The organism is Sediminispirochaeta smaragdinae DSM 11293 (assembly GCF_000143985.1).
In the GTDB taxonomy this organism is placed as follows: domain Bacteria; phylum Spirochaetota; class Spirochaetia; order DSM-16054; family Sediminispirochaetaceae; genus Sediminispirochaeta; species Sediminispirochaeta smaragdinae.
Genome location: NC_014364.1, coordinates 4,227,821 through 4,248,984 on the forward strand (window position 1 = coordinate 4,227,821; position 21,164 = coordinate 4,248,984).

The window sequence follows — 21,164 nt, forward strand, 5'->3', positions numbered from 1 at the left end:
CCTCCTTGAATAGAGAAAAATACGACGTATCAAGCCTGTTGTTTCCGCGGCTGCAGACGAATTACCATATAGGCGCCGACCACGGCAATGGCGGTGGCGAGCAGGACCAACGGAAAGGCAATTCGAACCGATGCCACGGTCACAACCCGCCCCACTGCCAGGGGGGTGAGAATATCGGAGATCCCCCCCGTAAAACCGATCAGGCTTGCCGCCATCGCCGTATGCCGGGGGGCCGCATCCGTGGCCAGCGTAACCAAAACGGAAAAAAGCACCCCGCTGAAGGCACCGGCTATGGTAAACATGATGAAAAAGACAATAATGTTTCCCGAAATGATGGCAATGCAGAGGGCAAGGAAGGCGATAACAAGGTTTACCAACAGTACCTTTACCGGCCTGGCCCTCCTTAAAATGCGGACAAAGGCAAGGCTGCCGATGACAGCCCCGACGCTGAACATGGTGAGTACATTTACCGAAATACTCTCATGGATCCCGAACGAGAGAACATAGGGATTGGTGTAAATATGGACAATATTCAGCAGAGAGCAATAGAAGAAATTGGTAAGAAACAAGACGAAAAAGAATTTTCCCTCCCGCTTCAACCATGTCATAGAGAAACCGTGTTCATGTTCGCTCGAATTATCCAGAATGCGCTCACGGGGCATGAAAAAAGTGGCAACGAACAATGCGAAGGTCATAGCGCCGAAGATGAAAAACATCACCTTCCAGCTCAATCCCGACAAAAGGAGAAGTGACATTGTAAGTGGTGGAATAAAATTCCCAATCCCGAAAAATGCCTGTCCCGCGCTCATGGCACCGCTGTAATTCATCGAAAAAGCCCGGGAGAGAATAACGGGACAGCCGCTGTCCTGAAACCCCATACCCATGCCCGCTATAGCCATGAGAATAAGTGCAAGCCAGTAATGGGTGTTCAGGGGCATAAAAATGAAATTGATGCCAAGTGCGAGGTAGCCGATCATGAACGACCTCCGCACCCCCAGTTTTTCGGTGATGATACCGCAAAAAAAGACCATTGCGACCCGGCCTAGGGCAAAGGCAGAGCTGAGAGCCGCTACCTGAGCCACCGAGACTTGAAAATAACCGGTCAAGGCAATCATAGAAGCCCCGATACAAGCGGCGGCTATACCGGTCATCAGATAGAGGCCGTAGGCCTCTATAACGGCTATACGTGAGTAAGTACAAAGTGTATCGTTTCGTTTCATACAATATCTGCCGTTTGGCCTAGGGCATCCAAGAGTTCCTGTTGCGTCACAATTCCTCTGGCCAGACCGAGCTCTCGTGCCAGGCTGCAGACCGGCGGCTGTTTCAGTGAAGCCTTTTGCATGATCTCCATGTCCCAGAAAATATCGCGGGCGTCACCATCGGCGATCTTCCGCTTGTCGGCCATTACAATGACCCGACGAAAATGTTCCAGGACAAAATCCATGTCGTGGGTGATGGTGATGATTGTTTTTCCCCGCCCTTGTAAGACTTCGATAATACGGGCCAGCAAATTCAGCCCATGTAGATCCTGTCCCGCCGTGGGTTCGTCGAAAATCAGCACATCGGGGTTCATGGCAATAACGCAAGCAATGGTGACGAATTTTCGAATGGAGAGGGGAAGATCGTAGGGGTTGAGCTCCATTTTGTCTTCCAGGTCGCAGAGCTCAACCGCCAGATCGATCCATTTCTTACTTTCCTCTTCCGGAACCTTATTCATTTTGGGAGAATAGATGACCTCCTTTTCAACCGAAGACTGAAAAAGCTGGTCGTCCGGGTTCTGAAACACATACCCTACCTTTCGTGCAATCTGGGCGGTAGAAAAATCCCTCGTATTCTTGCCCTGCACGAAAACGGTTCCTTCGGTCGGCTGAAAAAGGTTGTTCATCAATTTCACCGTCGTCGTTTTTCCTGCCCCATTCTGTCCGACGATGGCAACCGCCTCGCCGGCATCAAAGCCCATACCGACGTGATCGACGGCCTGAAATCCGCCGGGATAAGAAAAGCTTACATCTACAAGTTCAATTGCATGCATCATTGTTACCTATTTGTGGTTCATAAGATCCCGGAGAAGAACTACCGTCTCCTCATGGGTGATGGGAATCCGTTCCACCGGTTTTCCCGCCTTTCGAAGCCGATGGCCTATCCGCGCATAAACGGGAATCTGGGTATCATGGTCCAAAAGCCGCTCGTCAGAAAGAATTTCCCGGGTCGGCCCGAAAAAGGCGATCCGTCCTTTATCCATAACGATGATTTTGTCGGCATATTCGGCGACAAGATCTATCTTGTGCTCAACAAGGATCACTGTTTTTCCCTTCTGCTTGACCAGATCGATAATGGCAAAGACCTGTTCGGTACCCACAGGGTCAAGCTGACTCGTCGGCTCATCGATGACCAGCACATCCGGATCCATAACAAGAATCGAGGCAAGGGCGACCCGCTGTTGCTGCCCGCCGGAAATCTCGAAGGGATTCTTATCCTTTAGATATCCTATGCCCAGTTCGTCAATGATGGCCTCGACCCGCCTGATAATCTCCGAAGCCTCCACACCAAGGTTTTCCAGCCCGAAGCAGAGCTCTTCAAAAACCGTATCCTTGATATAGCTTATCTGATTGAAGGGATTCTGAAAGATGTACCCGATACGAACAGCCAATTCTCCTGAGGAAATCTTTGAAAGATCCTTTCCCTCGAATAGGATTTGGCCGAAGCTGATCCCCTTGTAGAAACTGGGAACAAAGCCGCGAATTGCATTGCATAAGGTGGTCTTACCGCTTCCGTTCGGCCCAATGACACCCACGAAGTCTCCCTGTTCGATGGAGAAGGTGATATTTTTCAGAGCAAAGTCGTCGCTGACGGGATATTGGTAGCTAAAATCATCGATTTCTATCAGTGCCATATGGTACACCTCCCGGCAACAGCGGCAAGTAGAATAAGGGCGGCAACTACTCTCAGCAGACCGTCGAACCGTCCCTTTTCCACGGTGCGGATGTGCGTTTTTTTACAGGGAGCAGAAAAGGCCCTGGCCTCCAGGGTAAGGGCCCGTTCCTCAATTCCCGAAAAGGAACTCAAAATCAATGGTGCAAGCATCGGAATAAAGGCCCGCAGTCGGACCTTTAAACCTCCTTTCGTCTCGATACCCCGCGCCTGTTGGGCATTCATGATTACCTCCGACCGCTTCTTGGTTTGGGGAATCATTTGGAGCGTCGATAAGATGATATAGGATGCCGTATGAGAAAAGCCGGAGGCCTCCAAAGAGAGAATCAAATCCTGCATCTGCGTTGTCTGAAAAAAAAGGATAAAAGAACTGGCGATAACCAGGAGAATACCGCAGAGATTTAAGGCGTAAAAGATGCCCTCCCACTTTGCCGCAAAAATCCAGAGATGAAAGATAATATATTGCCCCGGCCGAAATAGCGTTTGAAGGGCAAAAATAAGAATAAAAAGGAAAAGGACCGAGCGGGCGATCTTTTTCATGAACACCTTGATGCTATCCCCCGTCGCAGCAAAAAGCACAAGAAAGATAAAAAGAATATAGGAATACCACCACGAGGGCACAATAATGCTCAGTATGGAAAAGAGAAGAAGATACAAAAGTTTTGTGATGGGATAAAGCTTATTCAAATATCGCCGCTTAACATCCATAAAAGTCCTCTGTTGAATCACTTCTATCCCGCCGGAAGCCAAGCCCATGCCCGGCGGGATGATAATCAGCCTGCTATCTCTTCGGTCTTGCTGTCGAAATGTCTAGGCATCCTTTCCGTCATCGGCAACAGGAGCCTCAACAGCAGTAGTCTTCTTATGTTTAAGGAACTGTTCGCCACAGGGGTATTTGACAAGGATACGATCGCTCATTGCCTTTATGATGATGTAGGCCACAATGATCGAAAGGCCCTTATCTGCAATCTCGGTGAAAACCTGTGAGGTAAATACCGAAGTAAAAAGGGTCTTTCCCGTTGCCAGCATCAATGCCGTGAGGTAGGTGCTGCCATTACCGGTGATGCCTCCATAGACATACATAACGATGGGGGACCCCACAACCACACCTACAAGGGTAACACAGAGAATAGAAATGATGATCTTCCACCAGGTGGTAAACATATGCTTTCTTGAAAGGATTCCGCTAACCAAACCAATCACTCCGCTTACCACGGCAAAGGGGAAAAAATTCGGCTGAAAGATACCATTGATAACATTGCTCAGGACACCGGCGACAAGGCCGACCCAGGGACCCGCCAAAATACCGGCAAGGATGGTTCCGATCGAATCGATATAGATCGGAAGGGCCAAGACCGCCGCAATCTGGCCACCTACGACATTCAGAGCAATTGCCACGGGAATGAGCAACGTACTCATCAGGGTGAAATCATCTTTCACACTCATGTTCCTAACCTCCTACTGTTATGCAAATTATGGTATTCGCCACTGCCGGGAGACCCTATAGTGACAATTTGCACACGAGACCAAGATTCAGATTCGATCGACCCGTAACGTCAGTCCGTTCACCGACGAATTAATAATTGTCTTGTTAAAAAATATCGGAGTACCGATTTCATCACTGACCAATTGCTGCAGAAGCAAAAGGGGGGTATTTGCTTTCACCTTAAAGATATTTGCATAGAGAGAACCTGCAATTATTGCAGTTACAATACAGCTGCTGCTATGACCCTTTCCCTCTACATAGCGCACAATCTCTTCTTTGCGACCCGAACGCGGAAACTCTAGTTTGGTAGTCAGAGGAACAAAATCCAGAAGATGCGCAAAAACGATATCCTTCTCTTGTGCATCCCTGTAGACGCGATCGAAGACATGAATCAACGATCCCTTGGGCAGAGAGAGAATCTCACTTTCCAGTTCATCCACATTCTGGACGGAAATCTCGAGACAGGCGAGTTTCCAGGAAAAATCAAGCTTATCCAGCAAGGTTTCGATGGTCGAATAGCGATTGACGCTTGCACTGTGCATAAAGGGACGTCGCGAAACATAAGCTCCCGATCCCTGCCGTCTGTTAATCAGGCGATCTTCTTCGAGCAGCTGTAAAGCCTGACGCAGGGTATTACGGGAAACGGCAAACTGCCTGATCAGCATCTCCTCGGTCGGAAGTTTAGCGCCCGGCTCCATATCGGCAATGAAATCACAGAGACGATTGTAGACAGAGATATACATCGGAAGCTTTTTTTTCTTCATCCCATCGGGGATATGCCCTTCATACATAAAAATATCATAAAATAGTAATACCAATACGTCAATAATTTATTGGTATCAATTTATTTCTAATTAGATATAGTGGAACCTATAAGCCTATATCCTGATTTATACTAATAATAATTGACAGACAGGGTAAGCAATGTTATTTCTGTTGCAAGAGGTTAGTCATGACCAAGATACTGTTTGTTTCGCATTGCATTCTGAATACCGCCTCCAAGGTGGAACTTTTTTGTGAAGAAGAGATGGAAAAGGAAGAAAACCTCCGTCGCCTCTTTCTCAAACAGGCGATAGAGGCGGGTTTCCAACTCGTCCAGTTGCCTTGTCCTGAATTCCTCTTATACGGTCCTCAGCGATGGGGCCATGTCAGTGATCAGTTTGACAATACCTTCTTCCGCAATTACAGCGATGCCTTTCTTGCCCCCTACATCGATCAAATCAAGGAATATCATTCCCACCCTGAGAAGTTCAAGATCGCAGGTGTTGTCGGCATCGACGGCAGTCCCAGTTGCGGTGTTACCTACACCTGCAAGAGCGCTCGTTGGAAAGGTGATTTCTCAGGCAGAGAAAATGTTGATGCGATCATCGATTCCGTTACCCTTGAGAAGGGGAACGGCATTTTCATCCGTGAGCTGCGCAGGCTCCTTGAGAAAGAGGGGTTGCAGGTCCCAGTGGTAGGTCTTTTTGCCGACGAGCCACAAAGATTGTTCGACCTGCTGGAAAGAGCATAACTACTGTCCGGAATCGTGGTGGTTGAAACGACATGCGTATCACCAGGATTCGGAACACTACGTAAAGAGCACACATATTGAAGTTGTACGCGGAATGACTATCTGTTACTATTTCACCAGAGGATATGAATGGCAATACCTGATTACGAAACGTTGATGTTACCAATCTTGAAGTTCCTATCGGATTCAAAAAATCGAAAAACAAGTGAAATTGTTCAACACATGATTGAAGAATTTAATATATCTCCAGAAGAAGCAAAAGAGCTGATTCCAAGTGGCCGTGCGAAATTAATCAGTAACCGCGTCGGTTGGGCCTGTACTTATTTACGAAAGGCCGGATTAATTGAATCTCCTCAACGAGCATATAATCAAATCACACAAGTCGGTTTAGAAGCCTTTAAAAGCAAGCCACAAAAAATTGATACTGCTTTTTTATCTCGTTATGAGAGATTTCAAGAATTTAAAGAAGAACATACCGAAAGAAGTAATCGGAAATCAAATAACAAAATTACAATTGAAGAGAAAACACCAGAAGAAATAATCGGCATACAAAGTCAGCTAATAAACAATAGCCTTAGCCGAGATTTATTAGACGTCATATCAACTATGGAGCCAACGAATTTCGAACAACTCGTTGTAGATTTACTTTTAGCCATGGGATATGGCGGAACAGTAGATGATGCAGGGTCTGCAATAGGGCAAACAAATGACGGTGGCATTGATGGAGTAATCAAAGAAGACATTCTAGGATTGGATACGATTTTTATTCAAGCAAAAAGATGGAAAAATACTGTTCCGATAAAAGAAGTAAGAGATTTTGCAGGTGCATTATTATCAAAAAAATCAAACAAGGGTGTATTTATTACAACCAGTACGTTTCCGGATCGTGCATATGATTTCGTTTCGACAATTGATCGAAAAATAATCTTAATTGATGGCAAAAGACTTGCCAATCTCATGATCAAATTCAACCTTGGAGTAGGGACAAAGGAAGTCATAGAGATTAAAGAAATTGATACTGATTACTTCACAACATAAGTACTAATCAGCCATCCAAACTCGTTCAGAAGGAGACATGATGATAGATAAAAACTATACAGAGCTTAATGCGCTTGTTATTGATAGATGGGTTAATACAGGCTGGGAATGGGGAACACCAATCAGCCATGAAATATTTTCTCAGGCACAGAATAATTCGTGGTCGGTGGTATTGACGCCTACCAAACCCGTCCCCAAAGAGTGGTTCTGCGACTTTAAAGGAGCAAAAGTCCTTGGATTGGCTTCGGGTGGGGGACAGCAAATTCCTATCTTTGCAGCATTGGGGGCTGACTGTACCGTATTGGACTATTCGGAAAAACAGTTGAACAATGAAAGAATTGTTGCAGCAAGAGAAAAGTATGAAGTTGAACTTGTACGGGCCGACATGACACAACCATTTCCTTTTGATGATGATTCCTTTGATCTTATCTTTCATCCGGTATCAAATTCGTATATAAAAGATGTCCTTCCGGTATGGAAAGAGTGCTATAGGGTCCTGAAAAACGGAGGAGTGCTCCTGGCAGGATTGGACAATGGATTCAACTATCTTTTTGATGATGATGAAAAGGAAATAATACACAGGCTCCCTTTCGACCCGCTGGAAAATGAAGAATTGTATGAGTACTCGTTAAAGAATGATTGGGGAATCCAATTCTCTCATACTATTGAGGAACAAATCGGAGGGCAATTGAAAGCAGGTTTTATGTTGACGGATATTTATCAGGATACAAATGGCGAAGGGAATCTACATGCATATAATGTTCCAACGTTCTATGCAACGCGAGCCGTAAAAAAGGTATAAATGTTCCCACGTCTGTATAGCTGTCGGCCCAACGGAAATGAGGAGGCCCTTTCATGAATATATCATGGAGATTCGAACAATCCACAATTGATTGGCAAGCGTTGTCCGATCTGTATAGAATTGCTCCTCTTGGTACAAAGGAACCGGAAAGACTAAAAATCACTTTCGGCAATAGCATGTTTACATGTTTTGCCTTTGACAACGATGAACTTATTGGGGCAGGCAGGGCCCTGGCGGACGGTGCCGACTGTTCCTATATCTGCGATATTGCCTTACACCCCGATTACCAGGGACATGGTTTAGGGAAACAAATAGTGCAGCACCTAATCAACCAATCAAAAGGACATAAAAAAATCATCCTTTATGCAAATCCCGGAAAAGAAGGCTTTTACGCAAAACTCGGCTTTAAAAAGATGAATACGGCAATGGCCATTTTCGAAAATGAAGATGCAATGATAGCAAATGGGACGATCGCTTCCTAAATAGCCGCTATAAGACTATTTCTCGCTCAAAGCGCAAGGCCTCTTCCAGCCGTCCCCGCTTGCGGCAGCCGGCGGCGTATATCCGACATTTTTTCGCCAGGGTCTGTTCCGCCTGGTGCTGTCGGAGAAGAGCGGCATCACCGTCGTTTTCACCGGCACGACGATGCTCGGCAAACCAGGAATCCTTTACAAGGCGAAGCAGGCCTTGGATGCGAAACTTCTCTATCTGCCCATACTTTTCCGAAAGCTGGGGCCAGGATCCGGCCCGCTTGATAATGCAGTCATTGGAAAGCCAAGCAACCGGCTCCAGGGCGGTAATTCTCAGCCAGAATTCGTAATCCTCCGCGATTTCAAGGTCTTCGCGAAAGCCTCCGCTTTCACGGTAGAGCCGCCGTTCCATCATGACGGTGGAAGGGCCGATGATGCATTTGGCAAGAGCGTCGGAGAAGATCTCACCATCCCTGCGATGGCGCTGCCCTTTCTGGCTTATTATCCGGTCGCCTCTTAGCCACACCTCACGGCCATGGATAATTCGGGGGTGCCGGCCCAGACTGCCCAGCTCACGAAGAAGAGAAAACTGCTGGGAAAGCTTTTCCGGCAGCCAGATATCATCGCTGTCGAGAAAGGCAAGCCATCGCCCTCTTGCAGCGGCGGCACCACGATTCCGAACAGCCCCGGCCATGCCGCTCCGAGGAGGGATAAGAAGCCTGATACGGGGATCAGAGGAAAGGGGACCAAGGGAGTGGACCGTTCCGTCGTCGGAACCGTCATCCACCACGATGAGTTCGAGATCACCGAAACTCTGCATCAGAACAGAACGAACCGCATCGGCCAGGAGTTTTCTTCGGTTATAGACGGGTATAATGACGGAGACAAGCGGATCCATGAAGGTTTTCTACCACAATCACGGTTCAGGAAGCAAGGCCGAAAGCTTTATGCTTCCATACTGGGGCGCTGGAAAAAGCGTATCGTCGTATTTCGCCACGCCCGAGTCCAAAAGCCGGGGAGAACTCCAACCATCGGGAACGAGCTCTTCATAGAGAATACGTGCGGTAAGCCCATCGCCGGAGGCAAGGGTACAATCCAGGCTTACATACAACGCGCGGTTCGGATCGCTCCTATCAACAAGAGCCGTGGCACTCCAGGTATAGGGCAGATCTGAAGAAGAGAGGGAAAGATTTGTCACCGCGCTCCAGGCATTTCCCTCTGCATCGGTGAACGCAGTAGCTTCGTTAAAATCGATATTGAGGGTTGCAGCGGAACAGGTTCCCGTAAGCTCCACACTTACCCGAAAAAAACGCACGCCCCCGGCATCCGGGGCATAATCACAGGAGGATAAGGCCATAATGAAAAGCATCGATAGCAAAGGCCAGCGAAACCTCATCGAATCACCATCACCTTTCGATACTCATCGATACCAGGACCGCTGAACCGGACAAAGTAGATTCCCCGGCCTACCGCATAGCCGGCCCGGTTGCGGCCGTCCCAGCTAACAGCGTACTCGCCGGCACTTCGCCTTCCCCGGTAGAGAACATCAATCAGGTCCCCCGCGAGATTGAATACCTGAATGGTAATGGTACCGGAACGGGTTATGGTGTAATGCAGGGTAGTCTTTTCCCCCTCATCCGGGTTGATGACGTTGTTGAGGATGGTCACATCACCAGTCTGCGTCCGTACCTCCCGCATTTCGAAGGAGAAAGGCCGAATGGTACGATACCAGTTTGAGGCGGCAGGGGAAGCAACCCTGGCATGGTAGAGATCATCGGCATAAAGGAAGAAATCAAAGGTACCGTTGTCCTTTAATTTATCCGAAGAATCGGAGATGGTGAAATTAATCAGGGAAGAGCCCTGATCCGCTCCTGAGAGACTTGCAGGATCGGAAGAACTGTAGCCCGAAGGCAAGGTTGCCGATGGATCGTTCGGATAAGGAACCAGACCACTGAAGTCGGTTTCATCGAAAGAAGGAAGCCACAGGCCTGAGTTGTCGGAAGAAGTAAAATCCTGGGGAACATCGCTATCGTAAGAAAGGGTAGGCACGGATGCCGATCCGTAGTTGACCTGCAGTTCGATCTCCTGGGGTTCCAGCCATGCCGAATCATCAAAGTAGTTGATAAGCCCGACCCCCGCCCCGCGAGTGGCATCCCGCTGAACGGCGGTATTGCGGGCGTAGACGGGTTCGATGATGCCGAGGCCAAGATCGGAGACTCTGTGGGTGGTGGAGCCGATGATATTGCCCTCCGCATCCTGGGTCGTAGTAGGTAGCGTGACAGTAACATGACCGATGATATTGGCATCGGAAAGCGCGGAGGCGGTGTTCAAGGTTACCTCTTCTATTTCCGCGCTGCTTCCCGTTACGATGGACAGACTTGTTGCCGACGTTCCGTTTACCGTAAAATCGCCGGCGATCCAGGAACTTGCACTGCTGTCGACCTGAACAGGCTCCGAGAAATGGATGAAGACCTTGCTATACCCGGAGACGGCCAGGGTGTAACCAATGACGGGAGACGCGCTATCGATAGTAGCGGCAATGTCGTCCGTATCTTCAATGGTGACATATCTGCTAGTACCGGTAGTCGACCGGAGGCTGTCATTCGTATCGTTACCACCGGTAATCCACCAGGAGGGGGTTGCATCGGTATCCAGATATGGTTTCTCCTCAAGCAGAATATAGAAGACATCGTCGTACGAAGTACCGGTATCGTAACCAGCCACTGTGTAACCGTCCACCGTTGCCGAAAAATCGGAGAAGTCATCATTCAACGGAGTGGAGGCATTTACCGTCACCTGGATTCGGTCCAGTTTTCCGTCACCGTTGGAATCCTGCATAAGGCTTTCGATAACAGGAATGACAAGCCGCCAGTTGTAACACCAATCGTCTTCGCTGTGGCGATCGGGCCGAAACAGCGCTGAGGTGGGGTAAATGGGGACATACGAATAACTCAACTCAACGTAGGCGTTATCAATATCGGCGGTTCCTCCTGCCTCGATGGTAAGCCTCCACTGTTCGGAATAAAGAGCATCATCATAGGCAGTCGCAGGATGGGAATTGCTTTCGGTATAGGAGCTTAAAAGCTCGACCTCATGATTCTCGGCACCGGTCACGACTAAAGAGCCTCCTGCAGCGATGGTGATCAGCTCACCTTCGGGAAAGTAGACGATCTTCGGCGTGTCATCATTATCCCCATTGGTATCGACGATTTCCAAATTGTAAAAGGTGTAGGCCCGGCCGATGTGGCTTTCCTGGATCGTATCATCATTGAAGGCGATGGTACTCTCTCCAGGATTAAAGGTGGTGATGTCGAAATCCTGCCCAACGTTGATTTCGACCGAGTCGGCGGAAGAACCGGCATCCAAGGTTCCAGTGCCGAAAATATCTTCCCCGGCGGTCAAAACAACCGTGCCGGAAAGAGAGATGGTTCCGTCGCACTCCACATCGCCGTCCGCAGTCAGATTTCCATCCGACACCGAAAGGGAAACGCCGGAAGCAACGTAGAGACTACCGGGGGCAGAGCCTCCTATACTAAGATCGTATCCGCCAAGGTCAAAGCTCCCCTGAAGGACCCGAACCTCACTTGCAATCTCCGTATTTTTTACCAAGGTAAAGGTGGTACCGCTATTTGTCGCATTGAGCTCGAGAATATAGAAGTTGGCAGGATCGCTTGATGGGTCATCAAGATCGTACACCGTTGCCGAGACAGCCCCAGAAGCGGTCAAATCACCGACAAATCGCACAATTCCGCTGTCGATATCCATTGTTCCGATGGATACCGTTTCCCTGCCGTCAAGCTCAAATACACCGCAGTCGGGGTATGTGAGGCCTTCGAGGGACATGGCTCCTGACAGGGTAACATCATTTCCGCCGGTGGAAAACTCGGCATCTGCTGTCACCGAAAGGTCTCCGTCGATGGTCGTATCATCAAGGGGAACCACCCGGGTTAGCGATAATCCCGATGATTCCACCGATACCGACATAAGAGAAAGCCCGGCACTGGTTAGATTCTGCTCTACTTCCCCGGAAAAGATGAGGGTATCAGAGGAATCACTGTTGTCCAAACTCGTCGCCGAAGAACATACAAGATCCCTCTGACACTCGAGAACTCGATCAACCGAGGGACCAAAATCGATGGTGGCCCCCGACAGGTCGGCATCGCCAACCAAGGTTACGCCCCCCCCTCCGATGACAACCGTCCCTGCTGCGATTGTTGTTCCGGTCACCGTTACCGCTCCGGCCCCGGATACATCCAGTGTGCCGCCGGAACTAAGGGTGAGATTGCCTCCGGCGATAAAGTTTCCGTCGCTGAAACTCAAGTTCCCGTTCAAAACCGCATCACCCGAGGTGGAAAAGTCACTGGCCCCGCAGCTCAACGAAGAACCACTTCCCACGGTGAGCGTATTCACATCGGGGTCCATCCCGCCATCGATGAAGGTGATATCTGCCCCGATAACCAAGGCTCCGATACTTTCATCATCATCCAGCGTAAGGGCTCCTGTCCCGTTAAGGGTGAGGGTGCTTCCCAAATCGGTAATAGTTCCTGACGTGTTGATCGTATAGATCCCCGCTCCGCCTCCGGCAGAAGTCAACGCGGCCGTTCCTAAGTCGAGATTACCTCCGGTAATATATATGTCTTCTATTCCCGTGACGGTTTTGGCACCGAAGAAAAGTGAGCCGCTGCTTTCCGTCAGGTCGGCCCCCGGGGCCCCGGTAAAGACAAGCGTGCCGCCGGCCGATCCGCTGTCCCAGCTGCAGCTTCCTCCCGTCACACTCAGGGAATCCACACTCTGGGTATTCCCTCCGTTGTCTCCCGTCTGCGTAAAGCTTCCGTCGCTCACTTCCAGCTGGCCGCTTATTGCGATATCTCCAACGCCAAACAAAGAGCTTCCCGTCCCACTGTGCGTGTAACTCGAGACCTCCACACGTCCACTCGTATGTATCAGGTCTCCAGTCCCACTCACCGTAAGAGCCTGGCCCCCATCCAGGGTTCCTGCAAGTACGTTGAAACCTACGTTGTCATTGATATCTACCGCTGCCTCAAGCGTCCAGCTTAGTCCATTCAAATTCACTGCCGTTGCCCCACTGCAGCCGAAACTAAGCGTCGCACCCGTGGCCTGCGTCATGTTATCTGTATCTAAACCAAGGCTTCCTCCGCTTTTATTCACCTCTACACTGGGAAACGCATGGCCTCCGCTTCGTACCAGCTGTGCCCCGGCACCGGTGAACCGAATCACATCTCCCGAATCACCATTCGTGATACTACTTCCGCTTGTAAAGGTTACATCGGCAGATACCTCAAGTTCTCCATCATTTGTACCATTGAAGTCTATCGTCCCTCCGCTTCCGTCAAGCGCTCCTAGAACGCTAACTATTCCGCTCCCCATGTTGAGTGTTCCGCTATTGATAAGGTCGGAACCAAAGCTCACCGCTCCCACACCTGTCAATGTCCCACTGTTCGTAAACGTCCCCGCATAACTTTGGCTCCCGCTTGTTATCGTCTCTATGGTCCCGTTGTTACCCGACGCCCCGGTTCCTGTTACCGCTATATCTCCTCCCGTCACACTCAGCGTACTGTACATCGTGAGTACTCCCCCGACACTCACCCCTCCGGCCCCGGCACTTATATTTCCATTGCCGGCCGCAGCCTGACTCAGATCACCATTCACCGCTATTCCGCCAGCTCCGACACTTATCTCCCCCGTGGAACTTCCATCCTGTGTCAGGTTTCCGCTTACCAGCAGCTGCCCACCTCCGGAAAGGCTCACATCACTGCTTGCCCCTGTCCACACAAGATTTCCCGTCACATCTATATTTCCCGCTCCACTAGAGCTGAGCGCCCCGCTCCCGTTGAGGGCCGCCCCACCAGCACTCACACTCATGGTTCCGTCTTCCACACTTACGGTTCCGGTCCCATTCATCGTCAGAACAGCTCCAGCCGTTACAATGCCGCTTCCGGAAGCCGTAATGCTTCCCCCATTATTCACTGTCAGCGCCCCTACCGTACCAAAGCTCCCGCCGTTCCCTACCGTCACCGCTCCACTTACATCGGCACTGTTCGCACGAAAGGCATTTCCACCTACCGCAAGGCTGCCTCCCGAAAAGCTCAGCGTATCCACATCAGGATCCGCCCCGCCATCGCTAAAGGTGATAGCTGCCCCAATAACCAGGTCTCCGATACTCTCATCGTCATCCAGGCTAAGGGTGCCGTCTCCGTTAAGGGTGAGGGTGCTTCCCGAATCGGTAATAGTACCTGACGTGTTGATCGTATAGGTCCCCGCTCCGCCTCCGGCAGAGGTCAAAGCAGCTGTCCCTAAGTCGAGATCACCTCCGGTAATGTATATGTCTTCTATTCCCGTGACGGTTTTAGCGCCAAAAGAGAGCGAGCCGCTGCTTTCTGTCAGGTCGGCCCCCGGGGCCCCGGTAAAGACAAGCGTGCCGCCGGCCGATCCGCTGTCCCAGCTGCAGCTTCCTCCCGTCACACTCAGGGAATCCACACTCTGGGTATTACCTCCGTTATCTCCCGTCTGCGTAAAGCTCCCGCCTGTCACACTCATCGCCGCAACGGTAAAGGCACCTGTTCCGATCGTTACCGTTCCCCCGGATACCGTAAAATCGAGAACACCGATACTTCCCGTCGTATGGGTGATACTTCCCCCGGCCACGGTCACGTCATAGCTGCTTCCGCCATCCAGACTTCCGCTCACCACCGTTACGGTGCCGTCCGAACTATTCAAACTAAGGTCGGCGCCCAGGGTAAGGGTATTGCCGTCAAGGTCCAGCTCTCCGGTGGTGACGGTAAGAACGCCACCCGCATTCTGAGTCAGATTATCGGATAGCTGCAGCGTGTCGCCTGCAGCATCTTTTGTAACTGTTATGCTGTAAAATGATTTCCCGCCGCTTGCCAAAGATTGAGGATTATGGTCTCCGCTAAAAGTCACGGTTTCACTTCCCGGATCAAAGGCCGAAGCAGAATCGCTGCTCCAGTCTCCCTGCAATTCGAGGGCGGAACCGGAGGTCGACATATCAAGGCCTCCTGCAGAGTCCAGGGTGATGTTTCCGGCACTTCCGGTGCTGTCGTTCAGGGTCAGGGTATGAGCGTTAAGATCCAGAGTTCCCACAACGATTGTCATGCTCACATCCTGCAGGGTCAGATCCCCGGCAAGTCGGAGAATCGAAGCCTGAAGATCCTTGTTGATGCTCACATCCCCATCAAGGGTGTTGGCGTTGGGATCAAAAACCTGAGGAGTAGCTGTTCCCGAAAAGAGGACCGAAGTACCATTGGGAGTGAAGGTACCAAGGGTGGTGGAAGCTCCCTCGAAGGTGATGGTCCCAGCGGCATTCCCCACAAGAACTCCTCCGCTGTAGTTCCCTTCGAAGCTCACCCCTCCAGTTCCCGACGTTATCGTTCCAGTACCGCTCACCGCACCGCTAAAGCTTACTAAACCGCTCCCTCCAGTTATCGCTCCCCCATTCGTCGTGCTTCCACTCACACTCAGCACATTGTTCCCCATACCCAGCGTGTGCCCCGTCGCTATATCCAGATCACCCGCAAGATTCAAAGAACCACTCACATTCACCGTTTCAAATCCACTCCCGTTGCTGATCGTCAGGCTGTACAAGCCCTGCCCTCCCGTACTCAAGGCTACCGGTGTTCCCGTCCCGTCAAGATCAATCTCCCCACTGTTGTGCGTCAAACTCGTAAAGCTTACCGTCGTTCCTGCTATACTCGTCGTTCCACTCGTCGCATTATACGCGCCAACCGTAAAATCTCCATTTACATCGACGCTCCCGCTTCCTCCGTCAAGCGTCCCACCTCCGCTCACATCTCCGCCAATACTACAGCCTAAGGCTACAAGATCCACACTCGTACCTAGCGCTATCGTCAAATCGCCCGCAAGCTTCAGATTGCTGGTGACCGCACTCACCCCGCACTTCCGCTTGTCTCAAGGCTTCCCGCCTGCACCACCGTGTTGATCGTCGCACTCGCACCGCTCATCTCTACCGTCGAGTTCGCAGGCGTTCCAAAACTTCCATCTATCTCCACATTCCCGGACGCCCTCACCAAGGATGTCTGGCTGTTGTTCACCGTTCCACTGCTTGTAAAGTCTCCACTTATAAGCGCAGGACTTCCCGTCGTATTGAAGGTCAGCTCTCCGCTGGCTCCGACCGTCACCGCCCCGCTTCCCACATCAACGTCCCCGCTCCCGCTTACCGCTACCGTCCCTTCCGTTATTGTCAGGCTTCCCGTCGTTAGTGTATTGTCTCCCGTCGTCAGCGATGCTCCCGTCCCATTCAGGGTCAGCGTTCCGCTGAAGCTTACATCTCCCACCAGTGTTACCGCATCTCCCGCCCCAAGGGTATGATCTATCGCCGTTTCAAATCCCCCCAGGTTCAGGCTTTCTCCGTTTACATCAAGCTCGTTTCCCGTCAGTGTCGTCGTTCCCGGGCTCGACAGCTCTACCGCCCCTGTGGATGATACCACCTGCAATACTCCGCTGTTCGCTATCGTTGTCCCGTCCGCCATATACAGACTCGTCGGTCCTCCGGCATCGTCGCTGTTCAGGTAGAGGCTTCCCCCGTTCGTCACGGTTCCGTTCACCGTCAGCCCCGTCGTTACCGCCCCTCCTCCCAGGGTCAGGCTCTCTCCTCCTGCTATCGTCAGCGACTGAAAACTCCCGGTCCCGCTCAGCGTCACTCCTCCGCTCCCGCTTAAGCTTACCGCTCCAAAGCTCTGTCCGTTCGGCACGATAGCCTGGGCACTGCTTCCGTCAAGCTCCAGCGTCGATCCCGATCCGCCAGTCAGCGTTCCGAAGCTGACATCTCCTCCCACCTTAATCGTCCCGGATCCTCCGGCATCAAACGTTCCGCTACTTACATCCACATCTCCACTCACCGTTACGTTGTTCCACGCAGTGGAAGTGGAAAGGGTGGTAGACGAGCCAACTGTTAGCGTGTCGGATACGGAAAGATCGGCTGAAAGCGTCCAGGTAACAGAAGTTGCATCAACACTGTTCTCGAATAGCAGATCGGTATAGGAATTGCCTCCTACCAAGCCAGTGGTGTTGCTGTTGCCATAGTAATGCACCGTACCGGGTATCGGTGACGAAGGAAGGGATACCGTACTCTCTCCACCGGCAAAGCCGAGGGTATCGGAATTGGAAAAAGAGCCTGAGACCGTGATTCCAAAGCCCTCCACATTAAGGCTTCCGCTGTTAATGGCAAGATCACCGTCGAGAACAAGGGCGTTATTTGCAAGGGAAACGGTGTTGCCACTACCGGGATCGACGCTCAGATTCCCCAAGTTTTCCGAGGCGTCAAGTCTTGTTCCGTCCCCACTCATGGTCAAGGTGTTGTCGGTTGAAGTACCACCGAAGCTTCCTGATATGACGACATCGCCCGATGCAGAGATGGTATTGGCCGCAGCATTGGTAAAGGTCCCGGTAGACGAGAAATCTCCTGCAGTAATGGCCCCGGAGCTTATGAGGGTTCCCGCATTGGTAAGCGCACCACTTCCTACATCGATGCTGATGCCCGTCCCAATCGTCAAAGAGGCACCGGAATCAATGGTAAGCGAATCCACGATAAGATCTCCCGAAGGGGTAACGGCAGTTCCGCTACCGGCCACAAGGAAAGCCCCGAGGTCTTGTGCGTTAGGATCAAGACTCTGGGCATCTGCCGCCTGAAGGGTAAAGGTTCCCGTCCCTTTGGAAAATGTACCGCCGCTGAAATCAACATCACCGCCAAGAAGAAGATCGGCGCCTCCCGAGGCATCCAGAGTTCCGGAGGAAACCGTCAGATCGTTCTCAACGGTGAGTGCCGCCCCAAGAGCGTAGCTTCCGCCGCCGGAAATGGTAAGATCGTAGTATGAATTACCGAAAGCGAGGTGGGAATAGGAGCCGGTACCGTAATACTCGACGCTACCGCTGTCGGTATTAAGGCTGGCGGTCACAGACCCTCCGCCCTCGGCTCGGAGGGTCCCGACATTCGTAAGCGTTCCACTAACCGTCAGATCATAGTCGTTAAGGTCAAACTCGACCCACGCCTCAATCGTCAAATCATCTACCGTCACCGCTCCGGTAAGCTGAGGATCACGCGATGTAAAGGGAATTGTTACACTGTCTCCGGCTCCGGGAGTCCCGTCGTTTCCGGCGCTTTCGTCACCACTGTCCCAATTTCCCTCATCGCCCCAGGCGCTGCTTATTGAGCCGGTCCAGGTCCAGGCCGTCCCGAAGAAATTCCAACCCGGAGAAGTAGTATCGTTACGGTCGCCATCTATTGAATAATAGGCAGCGATATCGTTCGTACCTCCTACGGCACTATCCTCGACCTCAACATACTGAACGGTTTCACTCCCGCCTCCGTTGGTAATGGTCCATTGGGTTTCGGGATTACTACTGATCAGGTTGATGAGATTTCCGGCAACACCTACCACATAAAGCGTACCGTCAACGGTAAAAGCATCGCCCGCACCAAACTTTATGATCTTTCCGGCCCGCTGCACCGTAAGATTATAAAAGGAGGTATCTCCTGAAAGAGAAGCAATGCTACTGCCGACAAACTCGACAGTTCCGGTACCGCCTGAATCACTATTGGCGGAAAAGGTACCGGAAGAAAGATTCCAATCGCCACTGATGCTGATTGCCTGCCCTCCGTCCTCAACGGTGGCTCCGCTTATGGTCATATCACCCTTGACGGTAAGATCAGAGGCAAGGGTATAGGTCCCGGAGGAGAATTCGATGTTATAACAGTTGTCAAGCTGGACACTTCCTCCACCTGAATACTCAATGGTTCCGCTATCGGTATCAAAACTACCCAGACCGGTACCCTGACCTGCGGCACCGGACAGAATGAGTCGTCCATCATTGGAGGAATCACCATTAACGGTAAGAACAGTTGAGCCGATATCAAGTTCACCGCCCGAGCCTATGCTCAGATCGTTTATGGTCACGGCACTTGCAAGAACAGGGTAGTTTGAGAGGCCGCCGGGAATAACAACATTATCAGTGATGACGCTTTCACCGGGATAGCCGTCATCTCCCGCTGTTCCGTCACCACTATCCCAGTTCGTCTGATCGGCCCATGTAGTATTCGAACCTGTCCATGTATAAGTCGAGGCGGTATCCTGCACGATAATAAGCTTATTGTCAGAGACCTCGGCCACAAGATCTCCATCAAAGGAGAATTCCAGAAAAAAGCTTGTGTCGCTATCGGCGGCAGCCGTCAGTTCAAGACCGGAAACGGTGAGACTATCAATAGTCCCAAAATCAGTGTCAACATTAATTACTGCAGTCTTATTACTGTTATCGTACGAGACGGTTCCTCCCCCATTTGAGACCGACAGACTAAGAGAAGAAGGCGTCGTATTAAATGTCACATCCTTGCTGGTCGGGATCGTGATCCGAATACCGTCCGCCGCGGTAATCGAAGGGAAAGAACCGGCCTCTGCAATGGTAATAGCTGCAATAGCCTGAGTGGCTCCCTCGATAAAACTGGTACCGAATGCAGAGGATGCGGTTGGATATGCATCTGCAATAAACGAAAGCTGCGGGGCATCGTTTACTCCCAAGCTTCCGCTTGAGGGGAGTCGACTACTCGTTAACGATTGCGAGGCAACACCCGTTGTTCCGTCGGTAATGACGGTGAGTGTTACGTTTTCTGCAACGGTATCGCTCACATCGACCCAGGCAAAGCCTTCACTGTCGGTGGTGACCACCCGCTCGGTAGCATTCAGAAGGCCTGCTTCGTCACTGGTGGCCTCGATTTCTGCAGAACCGTCGACCGACAAGTAGATATTTCGTACATAAGGAACCGCATCACCCGAGTCATCCACCAGTTGAAGAAGAACACGTTCCAGATCGCTGCCGTTCGAAATAGCACTACCATCTTCGGCCGTGGCAGACACATGGTCGGGAGCTGCGGGGAAATAGTCGGAGGCATAAACGCGATACGCTTCCGCCGGTGAAGAACCCTCGGCATAAAAGAGCGCTGTATTAATAGCGGGAAAACCATTTGTTTCGGTCAGTTCAACATACCATGTGCCATTGGTTTGTCCGGTCACAGCGGTAGAATAAGAATCAGTAGCAGCATTCCCAAGATTCGAAGCAAGGGCGGTTGTGCGATCGGTTTTATTATAGACACTTCCTTGATCCTGATTGTCAAAATCAACGAAAAAGGCAGTAATATTTCCTGTCGCACTGTCCGGCACAAAGGGGTACAGCTCCCATGTTCTTCCTGTGTTGTTAAGCAGAGCAAGGGTCCAGGCATAGGCAAAGGCCCGCACCCCGGCAATACCAGTGGGGTCCCCACTGTCTGTTTTTGAAACATTTAAACGAAAAGCATTTTTGTCTGTGTTGGGAGCTTCCGCCACCACCTTAAAGTAATATTGGTTTCCAATATGCTCTCCCTGAGTGGGAGAGACACCGGAAAAGTAATGCCACCCGTTGTCTCCTCCCCCATCTCCATCAAACTTAAGTTCTTCAAGAGTGGACCCGTTCGCGGCCTCTCCTATATCTCCGAAGGTTACCTGCCTGGATATTGGGCTTGAGAAGGTTCCGCTCCCCCCCACCAGATAAAAATCCCAGGAGTCCCCTCCGGCAGTGTCGGTCCCGTCGTCAGGACTTGTTCCGCTAAGATAAGGATCATCGATGGCAAAGTAGAGGGGGCCTGAGGTATCATCGGGAACGGAGAAAAAGACCACCATGAAGGTATCATTGTCACCTGTGGCTGCAGAGCCGGTAACCTGAAGATAGTTTCCAGGAGTTGAAGGGATAAGGCTTTGTCCCCAGCCTGTTTGCGCCCCTCCCAAAAGAAGCAGAAACAGCAAAAATGAGAGTGGTTTCCGGATGTCCCTTCGGCTCATACTACTACTATCGGCCATAACTCTACCAGAAGTATAACCCGTGTTGAGAAAAAGAAAAGAG

General features: G+C 51.0%; 14 protein-coding genes. 4 read left to right on the forward strand and 10 right to left on the reverse strand.

The window, feature by feature from the left end:
- Positions 1-29: 29 nt before the first annotated feature.
- The 6 genes from SPIRS_RS19760 to SPIRS_RS19785 form a co-directional block, all read right to left on the reverse strand.
- Complete coding sequence (locus SPIRS_RS19760) at positions 30-1,220, reverse strand: MFS transporter (protein ID WP_013256465.1); 1,191 nt, start codon at positions 1,218-1,220, stop codon at positions 30-32.
- Positions 1,217-2,035 (reverse strand): energy-coupling factor ABC transporter ATP-binding protein, encoded by an 819-nt coding sequence (locus SPIRS_RS19765; RefSeq protein ID WP_245537633.1) that lies wholly within the window; start codon positions 2,033-2,035, stop codon positions 1,217-1,219. Before SPIRS_RS19765 ends, SPIRS_RS19760 begins: the two co-directional genes overlap by 4 nt.
- A gap of 6 nt (positions 2,036-2,041) precedes the next feature.
- Positions 2,042-2,893 (reverse strand): energy-coupling factor ABC transporter ATP-binding protein, encoded by an 852-nt coding sequence (locus tag SPIRS_RS19770; RefSeq protein ID WP_013256467.1) that lies wholly within the window; start codon positions 2,891-2,893, stop codon positions 2,042-2,044.
- The gene (locus tag SPIRS_RS19775; protein ID WP_013256468.1) at positions 2,884-3,639 is read right to left on the reverse strand and encodes an energy-coupling factor transporter transmembrane component T; all 756 of its coding nucleotides are present in this window, start codon (positions 3,637-3,639) and stop codon (positions 2,884-2,886) included. The genes SPIRS_RS19770 and SPIRS_RS19775 overlap by 10 nt, the downstream gene beginning before the upstream one ends.
- 102 nt (positions 3,640-3,741) lie before the next feature.
- Positions 3,742-4,377, reverse strand: a complete 636-nt coding sequence (locus SPIRS_RS19780; RefSeq protein WP_013256469.1) for an ECF transporter S component — start codon at positions 4,375-4,377, stop codon at positions 3,742-3,744.
- A gap of 87 nt (positions 4,378-4,464) precedes the next feature.
- Positions 4,465-5,208 carry a GntR family transcriptional regulator gene (locus tag SPIRS_RS19785; RefSeq protein ID WP_013256470.1) on the reverse strand — a complete coding sequence of 248 codons (744 nt, stop codon included), beginning with the start codon at positions 5,206-5,208 and terminating at the stop codon, positions 4,465-4,467.
- Between the two features lie 161 nt (positions 5,209-5,369).
- Here SPIRS_RS19785 and SPIRS_RS19790 point away from each other — a divergent pair, with 161 nt between their 5' ends.
- The 4 genes from SPIRS_RS19790 (at position 5,370) to SPIRS_RS19805 (ending at position 8,252) form a co-directional block, all read left to right on the forward strand.
- The gene (locus SPIRS_RS19790) at positions 5,370-5,930 is read left to right on the forward strand and encodes a CD3072 family TudS-related putative desulfidase (protein ID WP_013256471.1); all 561 of its coding nucleotides are present in this window, start codon (positions 5,370-5,372) and stop codon (positions 5,928-5,930) included.
- Between the two features lie 129 nt (positions 5,931-6,059).
- Complete coding sequence (locus SPIRS_RS19795) at positions 6,060-6,968, forward strand: restriction endonuclease (RefSeq protein WP_013256472.1); 909 nt, start codon at positions 6,060-6,062, stop codon at positions 6,966-6,968.
- 37 nt (positions 6,969-7,005) lie between these two features.
- Positions 7,006-7,770: a class I SAM-dependent methyltransferase gene (locus tag SPIRS_RS19800; RefSeq protein WP_245537634.1), complete on the forward strand. Its 765-nt coding sequence runs from the start codon at positions 7,006-7,008 to the stop codon at positions 7,768-7,770.
- Positions 7,771-7,823: 53 nt separating this feature from the next.
- Positions 7,824-8,252, forward strand: coding sequence for a GNAT family N-acetyltransferase (locus tag SPIRS_RS19805; RefSeq protein WP_013256474.1), 429 nt, complete (start codon positions 7,824-7,826; stop codon positions 8,250-8,252).
- Positions 8,253-8,259: 7 nt separating this feature from the next.
- On the opposite strand, the gene SPIRS_RS19810 is transcribed toward SPIRS_RS19805, so the two are convergent.
- Genes SPIRS_RS19810 through SPIRS_RS19825 form a run of 4 tightly spaced genes read right to left on the reverse strand, consistent with a single transcriptional unit; the run spans position 8,260 to position 21,103 of the window.
- Positions 8,260-9,138, reverse strand: a complete 879-nt coding sequence (locus SPIRS_RS19810) for a glycosyltransferase family 2 protein (RefSeq protein WP_013256475.1) — start codon at positions 9,136-9,138, stop codon at positions 8,260-8,262.
- 18 nt (positions 9,139-9,156) lie between these two features.
- A complete protein-coding gene (locus tag SPIRS_RS19815; RefSeq protein WP_013256476.1) occupies positions 9,157-9,636 on the reverse strand; it encodes a hypothetical protein in 480 nt (159 codons plus the stop codon).
- Complete coding sequence (locus SPIRS_RS19820) at positions 9,633-16,169, reverse strand: FlgD immunoglobulin-like domain containing protein (RefSeq protein ID WP_013256477.1); 6,537 nt, start codon at positions 16,167-16,169, stop codon at positions 9,633-9,635. Before SPIRS_RS19820 ends, SPIRS_RS19815 begins: the two co-directional genes overlap by 4 nt.
- A complete protein-coding gene (locus tag SPIRS_RS19825) occupies positions 16,166-21,103 on the reverse strand; it encodes a beta strand repeat-containing protein (RefSeq protein ID WP_041866148.1) in 4,938 nt (1,645 codons plus the stop codon). The genes SPIRS_RS19820 and SPIRS_RS19825 overlap by 4 nt, the downstream gene beginning before the upstream one ends.
- Positions 21,104-21,164 lie beyond the last annotated feature (61 nt).

Bases quoted from the DNA above. Each gene is read 5' to 3' on its own strand.
- SPIRS_RS19760 (WP_013256465.1), bottom strand. From the start codon at position 1,220: ATGAAACGAAACGATACACTTTGTACTTACTCACGTATAGCCGTTATA.
- SPIRS_RS19770 (WP_013256467.1), bottom strand. From the start codon at position 2,893: ATGGCACTGATAGAAATCGATGATTTTAGCTACCAATATCCCGTCAGC.
- SPIRS_RS19825 (WP_041866148.1), bottom strand. From the start codon at position 21,103: ATGAGCCGAAGGGACATCCGGAAACCACTCTCATTTTTGCTGTTTCTG.
- SPIRS_RS19790 (WP_013256471.1), top strand. From the start codon at position 5,370: ATGACCAAGATACTGTTTGTTTCGCATTGCATTCTGAATACCGCCTCC.
- SPIRS_RS19805 (WP_013256474.1), top strand. From the start codon at position 7,824: ATGAATATATCATGGAGATTCGAACAATCCACAATTGATTGGCAAGCG.
- SPIRS_RS19815 (WP_013256476.1), bottom strand. From the start codon at position 9,636: ATGAGGTTTCGCTGGCCTTTGCTATCGATGCTTTTCATTATGGCCTTA.
- SPIRS_RS19810 (WP_013256475.1), bottom strand. From the start codon at position 9,138: ATGGATCCGCTTGTCTCCGTCATTATACCCGTCTATAACCGAAGAAAA.
- SPIRS_RS19785 (WP_013256470.1), bottom strand. From the start codon at position 5,208: ATGTATGAAGGGCATATCCCCGATGGGATGAAGAAAAAAAAGCTTCCG.
- SPIRS_RS19765 (WP_245537633.1), bottom strand. From the start codon at position 2,035: ATGATGCATGCAATTGAACTTGTAGATGTAAGCTTTTCTTATCCCGGC.
- SPIRS_RS19800 (WP_245537634.1), top strand. From the start codon at position 7,006: ATGATGATAGATAAAAACTATACAGAGCTTAATGCGCTTGTTATTGAT.
- SPIRS_RS19795 (WP_013256472.1), top strand. From the start codon at position 6,060: ATGGCAATACCTGATTACGAAACGTTGATGTTACCAATCTTGAAGTTC.
- SPIRS_RS19775 (WP_013256468.1), bottom strand. From the start codon at position 3,639: ATGGATGTTAAGCGGCGATATTTGAATAAGCTTTATCCCATCACAAAA.
- SPIRS_RS19780 (WP_013256469.1), bottom strand. From the start codon at position 4,377: ATGAGTGTGAAAGATGATTTCACCCTGATGAGTACGTTGCTCATTCCC.